Origin of the sequence: Janibacter zhaoxuefangae, assembly GCF_050271985.1 — a bacterium.
Classification (GTDB): Bacteria; Actinomycetota; Actinomycetes; order Actinomycetales; family Dermatophilaceae.
Window position 1 is genome coordinate 2,243,681 of record NZ_CP189849.1, and the last position, 14,659, is coordinate 2,258,339.

At 72.4% G+C, this 14,659-nt stretch carries 12 protein-coding genes; 2 read left to right on the top strand and 10 right to left on the bottom strand.

What is annotated here, in order from left to right:
* Positions 1–41: 41 nt before the first annotated feature.
* Together groL and groES are read right to left on the bottom strand one after the other, a co-directional pair.
* Positions 42–1,655 carry a chaperonin GroEL gene (gene groL / locus ACQBAS_RS10490; protein WP_427383744.1) on the bottom strand — a complete coding sequence of 538 codons (1,614 nt, stop codon included), beginning with the start codon at positions 1,653–1,655 and terminating at the stop codon, positions 42–44.
* A 103-nt stretch (positions 1,656–1,758) separates the two neighbouring features.
* Positions 1,759–2,049 (bottom strand): co-chaperone GroES, encoded by a 291-nt coding sequence (groES, locus tag ACQBAS_RS10495; RefSeq protein ID WP_427383745.1) that lies wholly within the window; start codon positions 2,047–2,049, stop codon positions 1,759–1,761.
* 253 nt (positions 2,050–2,302) lie between these two features.
* Here groES and ACQBAS_RS10500 point away from each other — a divergent pair, with 253 nt between their 5' ends.
* A complete protein-coding gene (locus ACQBAS_RS10500) occupies positions 2,303–3,580 on the top strand; it encodes a THUMP-like domain-containing protein (protein WP_427383746.1) in 1,278 nt (425 codons plus the stop codon).
* Positions 3,581–3,658: 78 nt separating this feature from the next.
* Here ACQBAS_RS10500 and ACQBAS_RS10505 read toward each other — a convergent pair whose 3' ends face one another.
* Positions 3,659–7,129, bottom strand: a complete 3,471-nt coding sequence (locus ACQBAS_RS10505) for a DUF2126 domain-containing protein (protein WP_427383747.1) — start codon at positions 7,127–7,129, stop codon at positions 3,659–3,661.
* Positions 7,130–7,170: 41 nt separating this feature from the next.
* Entirely contained in the window at positions 7,171–8,025 is an 855-nt protein-coding gene (locus ACQBAS_RS10510; RefSeq protein WP_427383748.1) for a ribokinase, read from the bottom strand.
* A 74-nt stretch (positions 8,026–8,099) separates the two neighbouring features.
* Here ACQBAS_RS10510 and ACQBAS_RS10515 point away from each other — a divergent pair, with 74 nt between their 5' ends.
* A complete protein-coding gene (locus ACQBAS_RS10515) occupies positions 8,100–9,377 on the top strand; it encodes a glycoside hydrolase family 3 N-terminal domain-containing protein (RefSeq protein WP_427383750.1) in 1,278 nt (425 codons plus the stop codon).
* A gap of 226 nt (positions 9,378–9,603) precedes the next feature.
* Here ACQBAS_RS10515 and tsaD read toward each other — a convergent pair whose 3' ends face one another.
* From tsaD to alr, 6 genes are read right to left on the bottom strand one after another with little or no spacing between them, the layout of a single operon-like run.
* Entirely contained in the window at positions 9,604–10,650 is a 1,047-nt protein-coding gene (gene tsaD / locus ACQBAS_RS10520) for a tRNA (adenosine(37)-N6)-threonylcarbamoyltransferase complex transferase subunit TsaD (protein WP_427385625.1), read from the bottom strand.
* Between the two features lie 10 nt (positions 10,651–10,660).
* Positions 10,661–11,230 carry a ribosomal protein S18-alanine N-acetyltransferase gene (rimI, locus tag ACQBAS_RS10525; RefSeq protein WP_427383752.1) on the bottom strand — a complete coding sequence of 190 codons (570 nt, stop codon included), beginning with the start codon at positions 11,228–11,230 and terminating at the stop codon, positions 10,661–10,663.
* The gene (gene tsaB / locus ACQBAS_RS10530; RefSeq protein WP_427383753.1) at positions 11,227–11,922 is read right to left on the bottom strand and encodes a tRNA (adenosine(37)-N6)-threonylcarbamoyltransferase complex dimerization subunit type 1 TsaB; all 696 of its coding nucleotides are present in this window, start codon (positions 11,920–11,922) and stop codon (positions 11,227–11,229) included. The genes rimI and tsaB overlap by 4 nt, the downstream gene beginning before the upstream one ends.
* Positions 11,919–12,386 (bottom strand): tRNA (adenosine(37)-N6)-threonylcarbamoyltransferase complex ATPase subunit type 1 TsaE, encoded by a 468-nt coding sequence (gene tsaE / locus ACQBAS_RS10535; RefSeq protein ID WP_427383755.1) that lies wholly within the window; start codon positions 12,384–12,386, stop codon positions 11,919–11,921. Before tsaE ends, tsaB begins: the two co-directional genes overlap by 4 nt.
* Positions 12,383–13,468 carry an alpha/beta fold hydrolase gene (locus ACQBAS_RS10540; protein WP_427383756.1) on the bottom strand — a complete coding sequence of 362 codons (1,086 nt, stop codon included), beginning with the start codon at positions 13,466–13,468 and terminating at the stop codon, positions 12,383–12,385. The genes tsaE and ACQBAS_RS10540 overlap by 4 nt, the downstream gene beginning before the upstream one ends.
* Positions 13,468–14,631, bottom strand: a complete 1,164-nt coding sequence (alr, locus tag ACQBAS_RS10545; RefSeq protein ID WP_427383758.1) for an alanine racemase — start codon at positions 14,629–14,631, stop codon at positions 13,468–13,470. The genes ACQBAS_RS10540 and alr overlap by 1 nt, the downstream gene beginning before the upstream one ends.
* Positions 14,632–14,659 lie beyond the last annotated feature (28 nt).

The window sequence follows — 14,659 nt, forward strand, 5'->3', positions numbered from 1 at the left end:
CCGTGATCGGTGCGCCGCCCCCTTCGCGGGTCGAGCTGGGGTCAGTGGCTGTGGCCGTGACCGTGGCCGGCGTCGGCCGCCTGCTCTTCCTTCTTGTCGACGACGAGCACGTCGGTCGTCAGGACCATCGACGCGATCGACGCGGCGTTGCGCAGCGCCGAGCGGGTGACCTTGACCGGGTCGATGACACCGGCGCCGATGAGGTCGCCGTACTCGCCCGTGGCGGCGTTGAGGCCGTTGCCCGGGGTCATCTCGCCGACCTTGGAGACGGCGACGTAGCCCTCGAGACCGGCGTTCTCGGCGATCCAGCGGAGCGGCTCGGCCGCGGCCTTGCGCACGATGTTGGCACCGGTCGCCTCGTCGCCCTCGAGCGCGAGGTCGTCGATGGCGGAGACGGCGTGCACGAGCGCGGAGCCACCGCCGGCGACGATGCCCTCCTCGATCGCGGCGCGCGTCGCGGAGATCGCGTCCTCGATGCGGTGCTTCTTCTCCTTGAGCTCGACCTCCGTGTGGGCGCCGACCTTGATGACGCAGACGCCACCGGCGAGCTTGGCGAGGCGCTCCTGGAGCTTCTCGCGGTCCCAGTCGGAGTCCGTGCGCTCGATCTCGGCCTTGAGCTGGCCGACGCGGCCCTCGACGGCGGCCGGGTCGCCCTGACCGTCGATGATCGTCGTGTTGTCCTTCGTGACGACGACGCGACGAGCCGTACCGAGGTCGTCGAGACCGATCTGGTCGAGCTTGAGGCCGACCTCCTCGGCGACGACCTGGCCGCCGGTCAGGATCGCGATGTCCTGGAGCATGGCCTTGCGGCGGTCGCCGAAGCCGGGAGCCTTGACCGCGACGACGTTGAACGTGCCGCGGATCTTGTTGACGACGAGCGTGGAGAGAGCCTCGCCCTCGATGTCCTCGGCGATGATGACCAGCGGCTTGCCCGACTGGACGACCTTCTCCAGGACCGGCAGGACGTCGGCGATCGCGGAGATCTTGCCCTGGTTGATGAGCACGTAGGCGTCCTCGAGGACGGCCTCCATGCGCTCCGGGTCGGAGACGAAGTAGGGCGAGATGTAGCCCTTGTCGAACTGCATGCCCTCGGTGAACTCGAGCGCGGTCTCGGCGGTCGAGGACTCCTCGACGGTGATGACGCCGTCCTTGCCGACCTTGTCGAACGCGTCGGCGATGGTGGCGCCGATCGTCTCGTCCTGGGCGGAGAGGGAGGCGACCTGGGCGATCTCGGACTTGCCGTCGACCTCACGGGCGTTCGCGAGGAGGCGCTCGGACACGGCCTCGACGGCCTTGTCGATACCGCGCTTGAGCCCGGACGGGGCGGCGCCGGCGGCGACGTTGCGCAGGCCCTCCTTGACCATGGCCTGGGCGAGCACCGTCGCGGTCGTGGTGCCGTCACCGGCGACGTCGTTCGTCTTGGTGGCGACCTCCTTCGCCAGCTGGGCGCCCATGTTCTCGTAGGCGTCCTCGAGCTCGACCTCGCGGGCGATGGTCACGCCGTCGTTGGTGATGGTGGGGGCGCCCCACTGCTTGTCGATGACGACGTTGCGGCCCTTGGGGCCGAGCGTCACCTTGACAGCGTTGGCGAGGGCGTCGACGCCGCGCTGCAGCGCGTCGCGGGCGGAGTCGTTGAACTCCAGTTCCTTGGCCATGTCAGTCCTTTGTCTGGTGCAGGTGAATCGGGAAAGGGGGACGCCCCGGGGAGCCCAGTGCGGGCCCGCACCGGGGCGTCAAGGTGAAGCGAGCGAGCGTCGGTCAGCCGATGATGGCGAGGACGTCACGCGAGGACAGGATGAGGAACTCCTGGCCGCCGTGCTTGATCTCGGTGCCGCCGTACTTGCTGTAGATGACGCGGTCGCCGACGGAAATGTCCATGGGCACGCGGTCGTCGCCGTCGAAGCGACCGGGGCCGACTGCCACGACCTCGCCCTCCTGGGGCTTCTCCTTGGCCGTGTCCGGGATGACCAGACCGGACGCCGTCGTCTGCTCGGCCTCGAGCGACTTGACGACGATGCGGTCCTCGAGCGGCTTGATGGAAACCGACACGATGACTCCTTCGTGATGTGGGTGAGCAAGATGTCTGTCGTGCGCGTCGGGGCCACGCCGTCGCGGGGGTCGTGACCTTTGCTGCGCTGGCACTCACCTGTGACGAGTGCCAGTACTGAATCTAGGTCGACGGCTGGCACTCGGTCAACCTGAGTGCCAATGAATCTCGAACGCTGTGGGCGAACACCGCCGCCGGCTGCTCCCCTCCCCGACCCGCGAGGACCAGCCGGCCCGCGTGAGGGAGAATGCCGACGTGGACATCCAGACCGTGCGTTGGCTCTCCTCGCCCGACGGTCAGGCCGTCCTGCGGGAGCTGCCGGAGTACCGCGACGCGGACGTCATGACCACCTCGCTCGCTCTCCGCGAGCGCGGCCTCACCCCCGAGCAGGCCGGGGCCGCCCTGACCCAGAAGCGGCTGCGGGTCCGCGCCCGCGCCAAGTTCGGTGAGTTCGCCGACGGCATGCTCTTCACCCCCGACGGGCTCGAGCAGGCGACCCGGCTCGAGGTCGCCGCGGCCCACGCCGGGCGCTACCGCGCCCAGAGCCTCGCCACGGTGCACGACCTCGGCTGCGGGATCGGGGCCGACGCCATGGTCCTCTCGACCCTCGGCATCACCGTCGCCGCGCTCGACCTCGACCCCGTCACGGCCGCCATCGCGGACACCAACCTCCGCCCCTGGCCCGACTCGCGCGCCCACGTCGGCGACGCCGCGACCTTCGCTCCCCCACCCGATGCGGCGCGCTCGCGCGTCGGCGTCTGGTTCGACCCCGCCCGCCGGACGACCGGCGTCGCCGACATCACCGGCCGCACCAAGCGCGTCTTCTCCCTGTCCCAGATCTCCCCGTCGTGGGACGTCGTGCAGGCCATGGCGAAGGAGGTGCCCGCGACCGGCGCGAAGCTGAGCCCCTCCTTCCCCCACGGCGCCGTGCCGGCCGACGCCGAGGCCCAATGGACGTCGTGGTCCGGCGAGGTCCTCGAATGCGCCATCTGGTGGGGGCCGCTGGCCCGCACCCACGGGCGCACTGCCCAGGTGCTGCGCGCGGGCGCGTCGCCCGTGCACGTCACCGAGGCCGACACGGAACCGGTGACGTGGGTGCCCGGCCCGTCCGCTCTGGGCCGGTGGCTCTACGAGCCGGACAAGGCGGTCCTGCGCGCCGGCCTCGTCGGCGCCGTGACCGCACGGACGTCGGGCCGCGAGCTCGACCCGGGCGTCGGTTACGTCACCTCCGACGAGGCGCTCGACCTCCCCTTCGCCAAGCGTTTCGCGGTCGAGGAGGCCATGGCCTACTCGGTGAAGGGGCTGCGGCAGTGGCTGCGCGATCGCGACGTCACCGACGTGACCATCAAGAAGCGCGGCGTGAGCATCGACCCCGACGCCCTGCGTGCGCAGCTGCGGCTCGGCCGGAAGCGCTCGAGCGGCCGCCACGTCACGTCGACGCAGGCCGTCCAGGACGAGGCCGCGGGCAGCGTCACCCTCGTGCTGACCCGGATCGCGTCGCACCCCGTCGTGCTCGTGGTGCGCCCCGTCTGACGGGTCGCTGATCCGTCAACGCCCACCCACCGGCCAGCCCGCCCGGCCGCCGGGGCCGGGCGAGGCTGAACCGCTGCGTCAGCGGTGCCCTGCGGAGTAGCGCCGAAGGTCGACCGTGCACGGGTACTCGCCGCCGCCGGCCGGTCCGGCGGCGTGCGGGGAGACCGACAGGTCGACCTTCCCCGTGCTGTGCCCGATCCGGTGGAAGCGGGAACCGCGGCGGGTCTCGGCGGCCGCGGCGTTGACCGGGTAGTCCTCGTACGAGCGCCCGCCCGGGTGGACGACGTGGTAGGTGAAACCGCCCAGGGAGCGCTGGTTCCACGTGTCGACGACGTCGAAGACGAGTGGGGAGTGCACGCCGATCGTCGGGTGCAGCGCCGACGGCGGCGCCCACGCGCGGTAACGCACGCCGGCGACCATGACGTTGTCGCCGACCGCGCCGTCCGGCACACCGGTCCCCCAGCCGGTGCCGACGGCGGCCGTCATCGGCAGCGGAACCCCGTTGCAGGTGACGACGTGCCGCCCGGCGACGAGACCGGACGCGGCCACCTGGACCTTCTCGACGGAGGAGTCGACGTAGCGCGACGTGCCGGACTGGCGGACCTCCTCGCCGAGGACGTGCCACGGCTCGACGGCCTGGCGCAGCTCGAGGTGGACGCCGGCGACGTCGGTCTCGCCCAGGCGCGGGAAGCGGAACTCGAGGAACGGCTCGAGCCAGTCGCGGTCGAACTGCGGCGCGCCGGGCCCGGTGCCGCGCAGCCACTCGTTGAGCTCGTCGACGACCTCGCGCAGGTCGGCGGCGGCGAAGGCGGGCAGCAGGAACCGGTCGTGCAGTTTGGTCCCCCACCGCACCAGCGGCGCCTCGTAGGGCTCGTCCCAGAAGCGGGCCACGAGGGTCCGCACGAGCAGTGCCTGGACGAGGGCCATCTGCGGGTGCGGCGGCATCTCGAACCCGCGCAGCTCCAGCAGCCCGAGCCTGCCGCGGTCGGAGTCGGGGCTGTAGAGCTTGTCGACGCAGAACTCGGAGCGGTGCGTGTTGCCGGTGATGTCCGTCAGCAGGTGACGCAGGAGGCGGTCGGTGAGCCACAGCTGGGACGTCTGGTGCCGCTCGCGGCGGACCTCCCAGGGCTCGTCGCGGTCCTTGTCGGCGGCGATGTCCGCGGCCACCTGCTCGTCGCTGGCGCCGGTGACCCGGGACAACTCCGCGAAGGCGATCTCGAGCTCGTAGAGCGTCTCGTGCCGACCTTCGTCCACGCGCGGCGACTGGCTCGTCGGGCCGATGAACCGCCCGGAGAAGACGTACGACAGCGAGGGGTGGTTCTGCCAGTAGGTGACGAGGCTGCGCAGCAGATCGGGCCGCCGCAGCAGCGGCGAGTCCTGCGGGCGCGGGCCACCGAGGGTGATGTGGTTGCCGCCGCCGGTGCCGGTGTGGGTGCCGTCGACGTCGAACTTCTCCGTCGCGAGGCGGGTCTGGCGCGCGTCCTCGAAGAGGGAGGTCGTCAGGTCACGCAGGTCGTCCCACGTCGAGGTCGGCTGCACGTTGACCTCGATGACGCCGGGGTCGGGCGTGACCGACATCGACGTCAACCGCGGGTCGCCGGGCAACGGGTAGCCCTCGAGCACGACGCGCAGGCCGTGCTCGGCCGCGGCGGCCTCGACGGCGGCGAGGAGCTGCAGGGCGTGGTCGAGGGAGGAGATCGGCGGCATGAAGGCGAAGAGGTGCCCGTCGCGAACCTCGACGGCCAGGGCCGTGCGCGGCGAGTCCTCGATGTCGCGGATCGCGGCGGGGCCGATGCCCGCGAGGAGCCCTGCCGCCGGCGGCAGGTCCGGCCGAGGCGCGAAGGCGGAGACGTCCGGCTCGTAGGGCGCCTCACCCCACGCGATGGACGACAGCGGCAGGCGCAGCCCCATCGGGGACGTGCCCGACATGAGGAAGAGGTGCTCGCGGCGAGTGCGCCAGCGGGCGGTCCCCCACCCGTCGGCCTCCTCGTCGCGGAAGATCGGGACGACCCACCCGCGCGGATCGCCCGGGTCGCGGTCGAAGGCGGCGACCTTGTCGCGGCGGGCACTGGCCTGGGCCAGCTCCTCGTCCCGCGGGTCGACGTCGACCTCCGGACGCTCCTCACCGCTGGGCTTGCGGGCCTCCTCCCAGAGGGCCGCGATCGGGTCCTCGAAGGCGGGACGGCAGAAGTCGTCGGGGACACCCAGGCGCGCGGCGACGCCGCGCGCGAGCGCCTCGGCGTCCGCGGAGGTGGGGTCGACCCCTTCACTCCACGGGTCGTCCAACAGGTCCTGATGGGTCCACAGCGGCTGGCCGTCGGCGCGCCAGGTCAGCTGCATCTGCCAGCGCGGCAGCGGCTCGCCGGGGTACCACTTGCCCTGCCCGTGGTGGATGATCCCCTGCGGCGCCCAGCGGGCCTTGAGGCGGCCGGCGAGCTCGCGGGCGAGGGCGCGCTTCTCGTCGCCGTCGGCGGCGGACTCCCACTGGGCCGAGGAGGTGTCGCCGGCCGTGACGAAGGTCGGCTCGCCGCCCATGGTGAGCCGGACGTCGCCCGCCTCCAGGAGACCGTCGACGTGGTGACCGAGGGCGTCCACGCCCTGCCACTGAGCCTCGTCGTAGGGCTTGGTGACGCGCGCGTCCTCGTGGATGCGGCTGACCGTGTTGGAGAAGTCGAAGGTGACCTCGACCGGCGCGGTCGCGCCCGAGATGGGGGCGGCGGAACTCGGGTGCGGGGTCGCGGACAGCGGGATGTGCCCCTCGCCGGCGAAGAGACCGGACGTCGCGTCGAGGCCGATCCAGCCGGCGCCCGGGACGTAGACCTCGGCCCACGCGTGCAGATCGGTGAAGTCCTCGGCCGGGCCGTCCGCGCCCGGGGTGCCGTCGGCGGTCGGGAGGGCGGGCAGGTCCGACGTCAGCTGCACGAGGTAGCCGGAGACGAAGCGCGCGGCGAGGCCGAGCTGACGCAGGACGGACACGAGCAGCCACGCACTGTCGCGGCAAGACCCGAGGTTGGCCGCGAGCGTCTCGTCGGGGCTCTGGACGCCGGTCTCGAGGCGGACCGTGTAGTTGACGTCCTGCTGAACGGAGCGGTTGAGCGCGACGAGGTAGTCGACGATCGGGAGACCGTCGGTGGGGCGGTGGTCCGCGAGCCACTGGGTGACGAGGCCGCCGGGACCGCTGCCGGGGCCGCTCTCGTCGACCGGCTTGAGGTACGGGTCGAGTTCGGCGCGCAGCCCCTCCGGGTACGTGAAGGGGAAGGTCTGCGCGTACTCCTCGACGAAGAAGTCGAAGGGGTTGATGACCGTCATGTCGGCGACGACACCGACGGTGATCTCCAGCTCCGAGACGGGCTCGGGGAAGACGAGGCGCGCGAGCCAGTTGCCGTAGGGGTCCTGCTGCCAGTTGAGGAAGTGCTCCCGCGGCGTCACCGTGAGCGAGTACGCGTCGATCGGCGTGCGCGAGTGCGGCGCCGGCCTCAGCCGTACGGTGTGGGGGAAGACCTTCACCGGGTGGGCGAACTGATAGCGGGTCCGGTGCTCGAGTGCCACGCGAATAGTCACTGGCCCAACCTAGACGGCTTCATCCCTCCTCACATGACGGAGGGGTCACCGGGATGTTGCATCTCGGGCTGAGCTCCCTGGTGACGGACCGCCGCGGCGCCCGCGGCGGTCGCGACGGCGAGGGCGCGCGACCGGTCGGCGCCGGCGGCCAGGGCCGCGGCCAGCGCCCCACAGAAGGCGTCGCCGGCACCGGTCGTGTCGATCACCTCGTCGTCCGGGACCGGCTGACTGTCGACCCGCTCGAGGTCCCACGCGGCGCCACCCGCACCGAAGGTCACGAGCAGCGACGAGGGGACCAGACCGGAGTCGGCCAGCAGCATGGCCTCGTGCTCATTGACGACGAGCGGGTCGGCCAGGGCGATGACGTCATGCGGAAGGGCGGCGAAGGGGGCCGCGTTGATGATCACGCGAGCCCCGGCCGCGGCGGCCGCCCGGGCTGCCTCGGCGACCGTGCGGAGCGGGACCTCGAGCTGGGTCAGCAGGACGTCGCCCGGGCCGATGCTGGAGGCGGCGGCCCGAAGGTCGCCCGTGTCGACGGTCTCGTTGGCGCCGGGAACGACGACAATCGTGTTCTCCCCGCTCTCCGACACCGTGATGAGCGCGTGCCCCGTGGGCACCCCGGACCTGACGGCGACGCCGATGACGTCGATGCCGCGGGCCGCGAGGCGGTCGCGGTAGGCGCGGCCCCCTTCGTCGTCCCCCACCGCACCGACCATGGCGACGTCCGCGCCGCCGGCGCGGGCTGCGACGGCCTGGTTGCCCCCCTTCCCGCCATCGAACAGCTCGGGTCCCTGACCGAGCACGGTCTCCCCCGGCGCCGGGTGCCGCTCGACGCGCGTGACGAGGTCGAGGTTGAGGGCGCCGAGGACGAGGACGTGCCCCATCAGAGGCTCGCCGGGGCTGCGGGTGGCTGGTCGCTCATGACGGCGAGGCTATCCAGTCGCGATACCGTCGACGGGTGCCTCAGCGACCTTCGCCCTCCCGTTCCGTGACCGCCCTCGCCCTGACCGGCGTCCTCACGCTCGGCCTGTCGGCCTGTGGTGACGGGCAGGACGACGCCACGAGCGAGACGACCTCCGCGTCGGACACCTCCTCCTCCGCCGACTCGTCCAGCACGACGTCCAGCCCATCGTCCGAGGCCAGTGGCTCGTCCAGCAGCACGACGAGAAAGCGTCCCGCGAAGGGCGTCTCCGCCTGCGCGGCGACCCGCGCCGGCGAACTGTCCCAGGCCGAGCGGGCCGGACAACTGCTCATGGTGGCGCTCCAGCCCACCGCCGGGCAGGCGGGCCTCGACGCCCAGATCAGCGGCCAGCACATCGGCGGCGTCATCTACCTCGGCGGATGGTCCGGCGCCGAGACCGTGCGCGCCGCGTCCGCGCACATGCAGGCCGTCGCCGACGAGGCCTCGGGGATCGGACTCTTCGTCGCCGCCGACCAGGAGGGTGGGGAGATCCAGCAACTGCGGGGCGCCGGGTTCCCGGCCATGCCGTCGGGCGTCGAGCAGGGCCAGATGGACCCGGCAGCACTGACGACGGCGGCGACCGGATGGGCGAAGACGCTCGCCGGTGCGGGGGTCAACGTCAACCTCGCCCCCGTCGCCGACGTCGTCCCGACCTCGATCGGCACCGCCAACGAACCGATCGGCAAGTGGGGCCGCCAGTACGGCAGCACGCCGGAGGCCGCCGCCACGAGCTCGGACGCCTACATCCGCGGCATGCTCGCCGGGAAGGTCGCCCCGACGGTGAAGCACTTCCCCGGGATCGGTCGGATCACCGGCAACACGGACCTCACGGCGAGCGGCGTCAACGACACCGTCATGACCCGCGACGACGCGTACCTCAAGCCGTTCGCGTCCGGGATCAAGGCCGGGGCCTCCTTCGTCATGGTCGGCTCGGCGACCTATCCGCGCATCGACGCGAAGAACCCGGCCGTCTTCTCCTCCGCCATCGTCGACGGCATGCTCCGCAAGGACCTCGGCTACGAGGGCGTCGTCATCACCGACGACGTGGGCGTCGCCAAGGCCGTGTCCGCGACGCCGCCGGCCGACCGCGCCGTGCGGTTCGTCGAGGCCGGTGGGGACATCGTGCTGACCGCGGATCCGGGGACGACCGAGGCCATGACCGGCGGCCTCATCGCCCGTGCGAAGGCGGACGAGGCCTTCAGCGCGAAGGTCGAGGCGAGCGTGGGCCGCGTCCTCACCCTCAAGGAGAAGATGGGCCTCCTCGACTGCGGCTGACCGTCGGCTCGCCCCTGTCCGCCCCTCCCCTTCCCGAGTTTGGGACATCAGGTGTCCCTTACTGGGGTCTGAGGGCTCGTTTCCCCCGAGTTTGGGACATCAGGTGTCCCTTCCTGGGGTCTGAGGGCCCGTTTCCCCCGAGTTTGGGACATCAGGTGTCCCTTACTGGGGTCTGAGGGCCCGTTTCCCCCGAGTTTGGGACATCAGGTGTCCCAAACGTGAGGGGTCAGTGCGCCTGGACGTCCGTGACGAGCATGGACGAGTCCGCGGCCAGGGCGAGGTCGCTGGGCGCCCGCCCCTTGAGGACCATCTGGGCGCCGAGGCTCGCGACCATGGCGCCGTTGTCCGTGCACAGGCCCGGGCGGGGCACGCGCAGCTGGATCCCGGCCGCGTCACACCGCTCCTGAGCCATCGCCCGCAGCCGCCGGTTCGCGGCCACGCCGCCACCGATCTGGAGCGCCGCCACGTCGTGCTCCTTGCACGCCAGCACCGCCTTACGGGTGAGCACGTCGACGACCGCCTCCTGGAAGGAGGCCGCGACATCCGCCACGGGGACGGCGCGCCCCGTCGCCCGCTCGGTCTCGACCCACCGTGACACGGCCGTCTTCAGACCCGAGAAGGAGAAGTCGAACCGGTGCCGCTGCATGTCGCGCCCACCCGTCAGGCCGCGCGGGAAGTCGATCGTGACATGGCCCGCTTCGGAGGCCCGGTCGATGTGCGGCCCGCCCGGGAAGGGCAGTCCGAGGACGCGGGCGACCTTGTCGAAGGCCTCCCCCGCGGCGTCGTCGATCGTCGCGCCGAGCGAGCGCACGTCGCTGGTGATGTCCGGGACGAGCAGCAGGGAGGAGTGCCCACCGGAGACGAGCATGGCGAGCGTCGGCTCGGGCAGCGGCCCGTGCTCGACGATGTCGACGGCCACGTGTGCGGCGAGGTGGTTCACCCCGTAGAGCGGCTTCCCGAGGGCCACCGCGAGCGCCTTGGCCGACGCGACGCCGACCATGAGGGCGCCGGCCAGTCCCGGGCCCGACGTCACGGCGATGGCGTCGAGGTCATCGAGGCGCACCCCGGCCTCACGGCACGCGCGCTCGATCGTCGGGACCATGGCCTCGAGGTGGGCACGGCTGGCGACCTCGGGCACGACCCCGCCGAAGCGGGCGTGTTCGTCGACGCTGCTGGCGATCGCGTCGACGAGGAGTTCCTCGCCGCGCACGATGCCCACACCGGTCTCGTCGCAGGATGTCTCGATCCCCAGCACGAGAGGCTGCCGGGACACGGTCGGTCGATCAGGCACCGGCGGCCTCCTGGCTGGTCTCGGTCGTGGTGTGGCTGGCGATGGACTCAGATTCCTCGTCGGCGGATGCCTCCGTCGACGAGGAGAGATCGAGCCGCATGACGATCGCGTCGACGTCGCCCGGCTGGTAGTAGCGCCGCCGCGTCTGGAGGGTCACGAAGCCGCGTGAGGCATACAACGCCAGGGCCGGCTCGTTGTCGGCGCGGACCTCGAGCATGAGGTGCTCGGCGCCCCGTTGGCGCGCGACGTCGATGAGGGCTTCGAGCAGCAGCCGGCCCCGACCCCCTCCACGGGCGCGCGGGTGGACGGCGATCGTCATGAGGTCGGCGACGTCGCCACCGTTGTCGATGCCGCCGTAGGCCACGATGCCGCGCTCGTCCTCGGCCACGAGGTAGTCCCGGCGCGGGCGTGCGGCGAGTTCGGCCCACCAGACGTCCTCGGACCACGCGTCGTCGGGGAAGAGTTCGCGCTCCAGGACGGCCAGGTGCTCGATGTCGTGCCAGCGCACCTCGCGCAGCCGCAGCGCTCCTCGCACACTTCGCGACACGGGCTCGCCGCTCATCGCTGGCCCCGGCCGTCGGCGGCGAGCGTGGACTTCACCGCGGCGGGTTCGACCGCGTCGGGCCGGCGCAGGTACAGCGGCTCGGTGGGCAGATCGGCCCCCGCGGCGATGAGCGGCGCGGCGACCGCGGCCAGGTCGGCGGCGTCGACGTCGAGCGGCGTCACCCCGCTCGGGAGGTGCTCCGGGTGGACCTGCGCGCCGCGCCCGACGGTCGGTAGCGCGGTCACCGCCGACGGAAGATCGCCCGGCCGCGAGACGGCCGGCTCCGTCAGCCGCTGGGCGCGGCCGTCGTCGGTGACGCGGTAGGTCGCGTGATAGACCTCCTTGCGCCGCGCGTCCGACGCGACGAGGAAGGTCGCCCCCGGCTCGGGCGCGTTCTTCGCCCAGCCGTGTGCCAGGGCGTCAAGGCTGCAGACGCCATGGACCCGGATGCCGAGCGCATGCGCGAAGGTCAGCCCGGTGACGATGCCGACCCGCAGACCGGTGAAGGGCCCCGGCCCCGTCCCGACGACGACGTCGGTGACGTCGCGCGGGGTCAGACCCGCATCCGCAAGGACGTCACGAAGCAGCGGTGCGAGCTGCTCGGTGTGCCGGCGCGCGTCGACGACGGATCCCGACGCGAGGCACTCGGTGCCGTCGTGGACCGCAACCGTGATGGCCGACGTCGAGGTGTCGATGGCGAGCAGGATCATGCGTCCCTCCCCCGCAGCGCGTCGGCGACCTCGACCCAGCGGTCGCCGTGGCCGGTCATCGTCGCGGTGCGACTCTCGTGTCCCTCGAGGGTGATCTCGATGCGCTCGTCGGTGAGGTTCTCGGCGAGGCCGTGGCCCCATTCGACGACCGTGACGGACTCGTCGAGGGACGCGTCGAGGTCGAGGTCGTCGAGCTCGGCGAGGCCGCCGAGGCGGTAGGCGTCGACGTGCACGAGCGCCGGACCGTCGCCGAGCGACGGGTGCACGCGCGCGATGACGAAGGTCGGGGACGTCACCGGTCCGCGCACGCCCAGCCCTTCGCCGAGACCGCGGGTCAGCGTCGTCTTCCCCGCGCCGAGGCCGCCCGTGAGCACGAGCAGGTCCCCCGCGCGCAGGAGCTCGCCGATCCGGCGGCCGAAGGCGATCGTCGCGTCGGCATCGGGGAGTGGGACGACCAGGGTCACGCCGTGGCCCCCGTGCGCGGGTGCGGCAGACCCGCACGCATCCCGCGGTCGATGAGGTCGAGCAGCTGCTGGTTGACGCGCGCGGGCTGCTCGAGCTGGAGCATGTGCCCCGTCTCGGGGAGCAGCTCGTGCTCGGCGTGCGGCAGGTGCTGGACGATGTAGCGGCTGTGCTGCGGTGGCGTGATCTCGTCCTGGTCGCCATTCATGACGAGCACCTCGACCCCGTGGATCGCGACGGCCTCGTCGACGAGGTCGAGCGCGTGCAGGTGCGGCATGAAGGCGGCCACGGCGTCGAGTCGCGTCGAGAAGATCATGTCGGCGCTGAGCCGGATGATGGCCGGCGGAGCGTCCGGCCCGAAGCCGTAGTGCTTGACCATCGCCGCCTCGACGCTGCGTCCGGCCTTGCGCAGGCCGTCCCACAACCGTTGGCGCGCACCGATGTTGACGAGCAGGCCGGGACCGAAGCGCAGCAGCAGGATGTCGAGCGCGGGGCCCATCCCCAACGTCACGAGGCCCTCGCCTCCGATGCTCGTGCCGAGCAGGGCGATGGCGAGCACCCGCTCGCGCACGATCTCGGGGTGGCGGCCGCAGAACGAGACGGTCGTCATACCGCCCATGGAGTGGCCGACGAGGACGAGCGGCCCCTCGGGCGCGGCCGCGGCGATGACGGCCGCGAGGTCGTCACCGATCTGCTCGATGGTGCAGTGCTCGGCGTCGCTGCGACCGGACATGCCGTGGCTGCGCTGGTCCCACGTGACGATGCGGTAGCCGGCCTTGATGAGCGCCTTCCGCTGCAGGACCCAGCCGACCAGGCTGAGGGTGAACCCGTGGGAGAGGACGACGGTCGGGCGGTCGGGCGTGACGCCCTCAGGCTCGTCGATTTCGACATGCAGGTCCACGCCGTCGCTCGCCCGGACCTGCATGACCTTGTCCGGCCGGTGGGCAAAGGGGCCCGTGCCGTCATAGGGCAGCGACTCCAGGGAGCGCCGCCGCGCAGCCAGGCCACCGGCGGCCGCGGCGGCACCGGCCGCGGCCAGTCCCAGGCCGACACCCACCCCGGCCATCGCCGATCGGCGTGCCATCAGGCCTCGCCGCCGATCCACGTGCGGGCCACCCGGGCACCAACCCGGGTGACGAGTTCATAGCTGATCGTGTCGGTCGCGGCCGCCCAGTCCTGCGCGGTCGGCTCACCGTCGGCGCCGACCCCGAAGAGGACGACCTCGTCGCCGGGGCGGGCACTCGTCCCGCGGCCGAGGTCGACGACGAACTGGTCCATGCACACGCGACCGGCGATGGTGAAGCGCTCCCCGCCGATGGACACGGGCCCGACGTTGCTCGCGTTGCGGGGCACCCCGTCGGAGTAGCCCATCGGCACGAGGCCCACGGTCGTCTCGGCGGTCGTCCGGTAGGTGTGGCCGTAGGAGACGCCCTGATCGGCCGGCGCGTCCTTGACGTGTGCGAGGCGGGCGGTGAGCCGCATGGCCTCACGCAGGCCGAAGTCGGCGCTCGAGCCGAGGTCCGGCACGGGCGAGTGCCCGTACATGGCGATGCCCGGTCGCACGAGGTCGTAGTGCGCGCTCGGGTTGGTCAGCGTGGCCGCGGAGTTGGCGAGGTGGCGCAACTGGGGCGTGATGCCGACGCGGGTCAGCTCGGCGATCGCCCCCTCGAATCTCTCCTGCTGCGCGCGCACGGTCGGGTGCTGCGGCGCGTCGGCGTAGGCGAAGTGGGAGAAGATCCCGACGACCTGGACGACGTGCTCCGCGGCGAGGGCCGCCACGGCGGGCATGAGCTCCTCCCACTCGGCGCCCCAGGCACCACCGCGGGCCAGGCCGGTGTCGACCTTGAGGTGGATCCTGGCGGGCAGCCCGCACTCGCGGGCGGCGGCCTCGACCTCGCGCAGGGTCCACAGGCCCGTGACGGCGACGTCGATGTCGGCCGCGAGGGCCGCACCGAGGTCGGCGCCGGGGACGTAGAGCCACGTCAGCAGCGGCGCGGTGACGCCCGCCCGACGCAGCTCGAGGGCCTCGGTCAGCTGGGCGACACCCAGCCAGGACGCGCCGCCCGCCAGCGCCGCACGAGCGGCAGGAACGAGGCCGTGCCCGTAGGCATCGGCCTTGACGACGGCCATGAGGTCGGCCGAGCCGGCACGGCGGCGCAGCTCGGCGACGTTGTAGCGGATCGCACCGAGGTCGATCGTCGCGAGCGAGGAAAAGCCGGACAGGGCGGGGGCGGGTGTGGTCTCCATGGGCGTGGCCAGTCTAGGTCGCGTGCGG

Excerpts from the sequence above, each read along its gene's own strand:
- ACQBAS_RS10540 (WP_427383756.1), bottom strand. The coding sequence starts at position 13,468 with ATGGCACGCCGATCGGCGATGGCCGGGGTGGGTGTCGGCCTGGGACTG.
- ACQBAS_RS10510 (WP_427383748.1), bottom strand. The coding sequence starts at position 8,025 with ATGGGGCACGTCCTCGTCCTCGGCGCCCTCAACCTCGACCTCGTCACG.
- rimI (WP_427383752.1), bottom strand. The coding sequence starts at position 11,230 with ATGAGCGGCGAGCCCGTGTCGCGAAGTGTGCGAGGAGCGCTGCGGCTG.
- alr (WP_427383758.1), bottom strand. The coding sequence starts at position 14,631 with ATGGAGACCACACCCGCCCCCGCCCTGTCCGGCTTTTCCTCGCTCGCG.
- tsaB (WP_427383753.1), bottom strand. The coding sequence starts at position 11,922 with ATGATCCTGCTCGCCATCGACACCTCGACGTCGGCCATCACGGTTGCG.
- groL (WP_427383744.1), bottom strand. The coding sequence starts at position 1,655 with ATGGCCAAGGAACTGGAGTTCAACGACTCCGCCCGCGACGCGCTGCAG.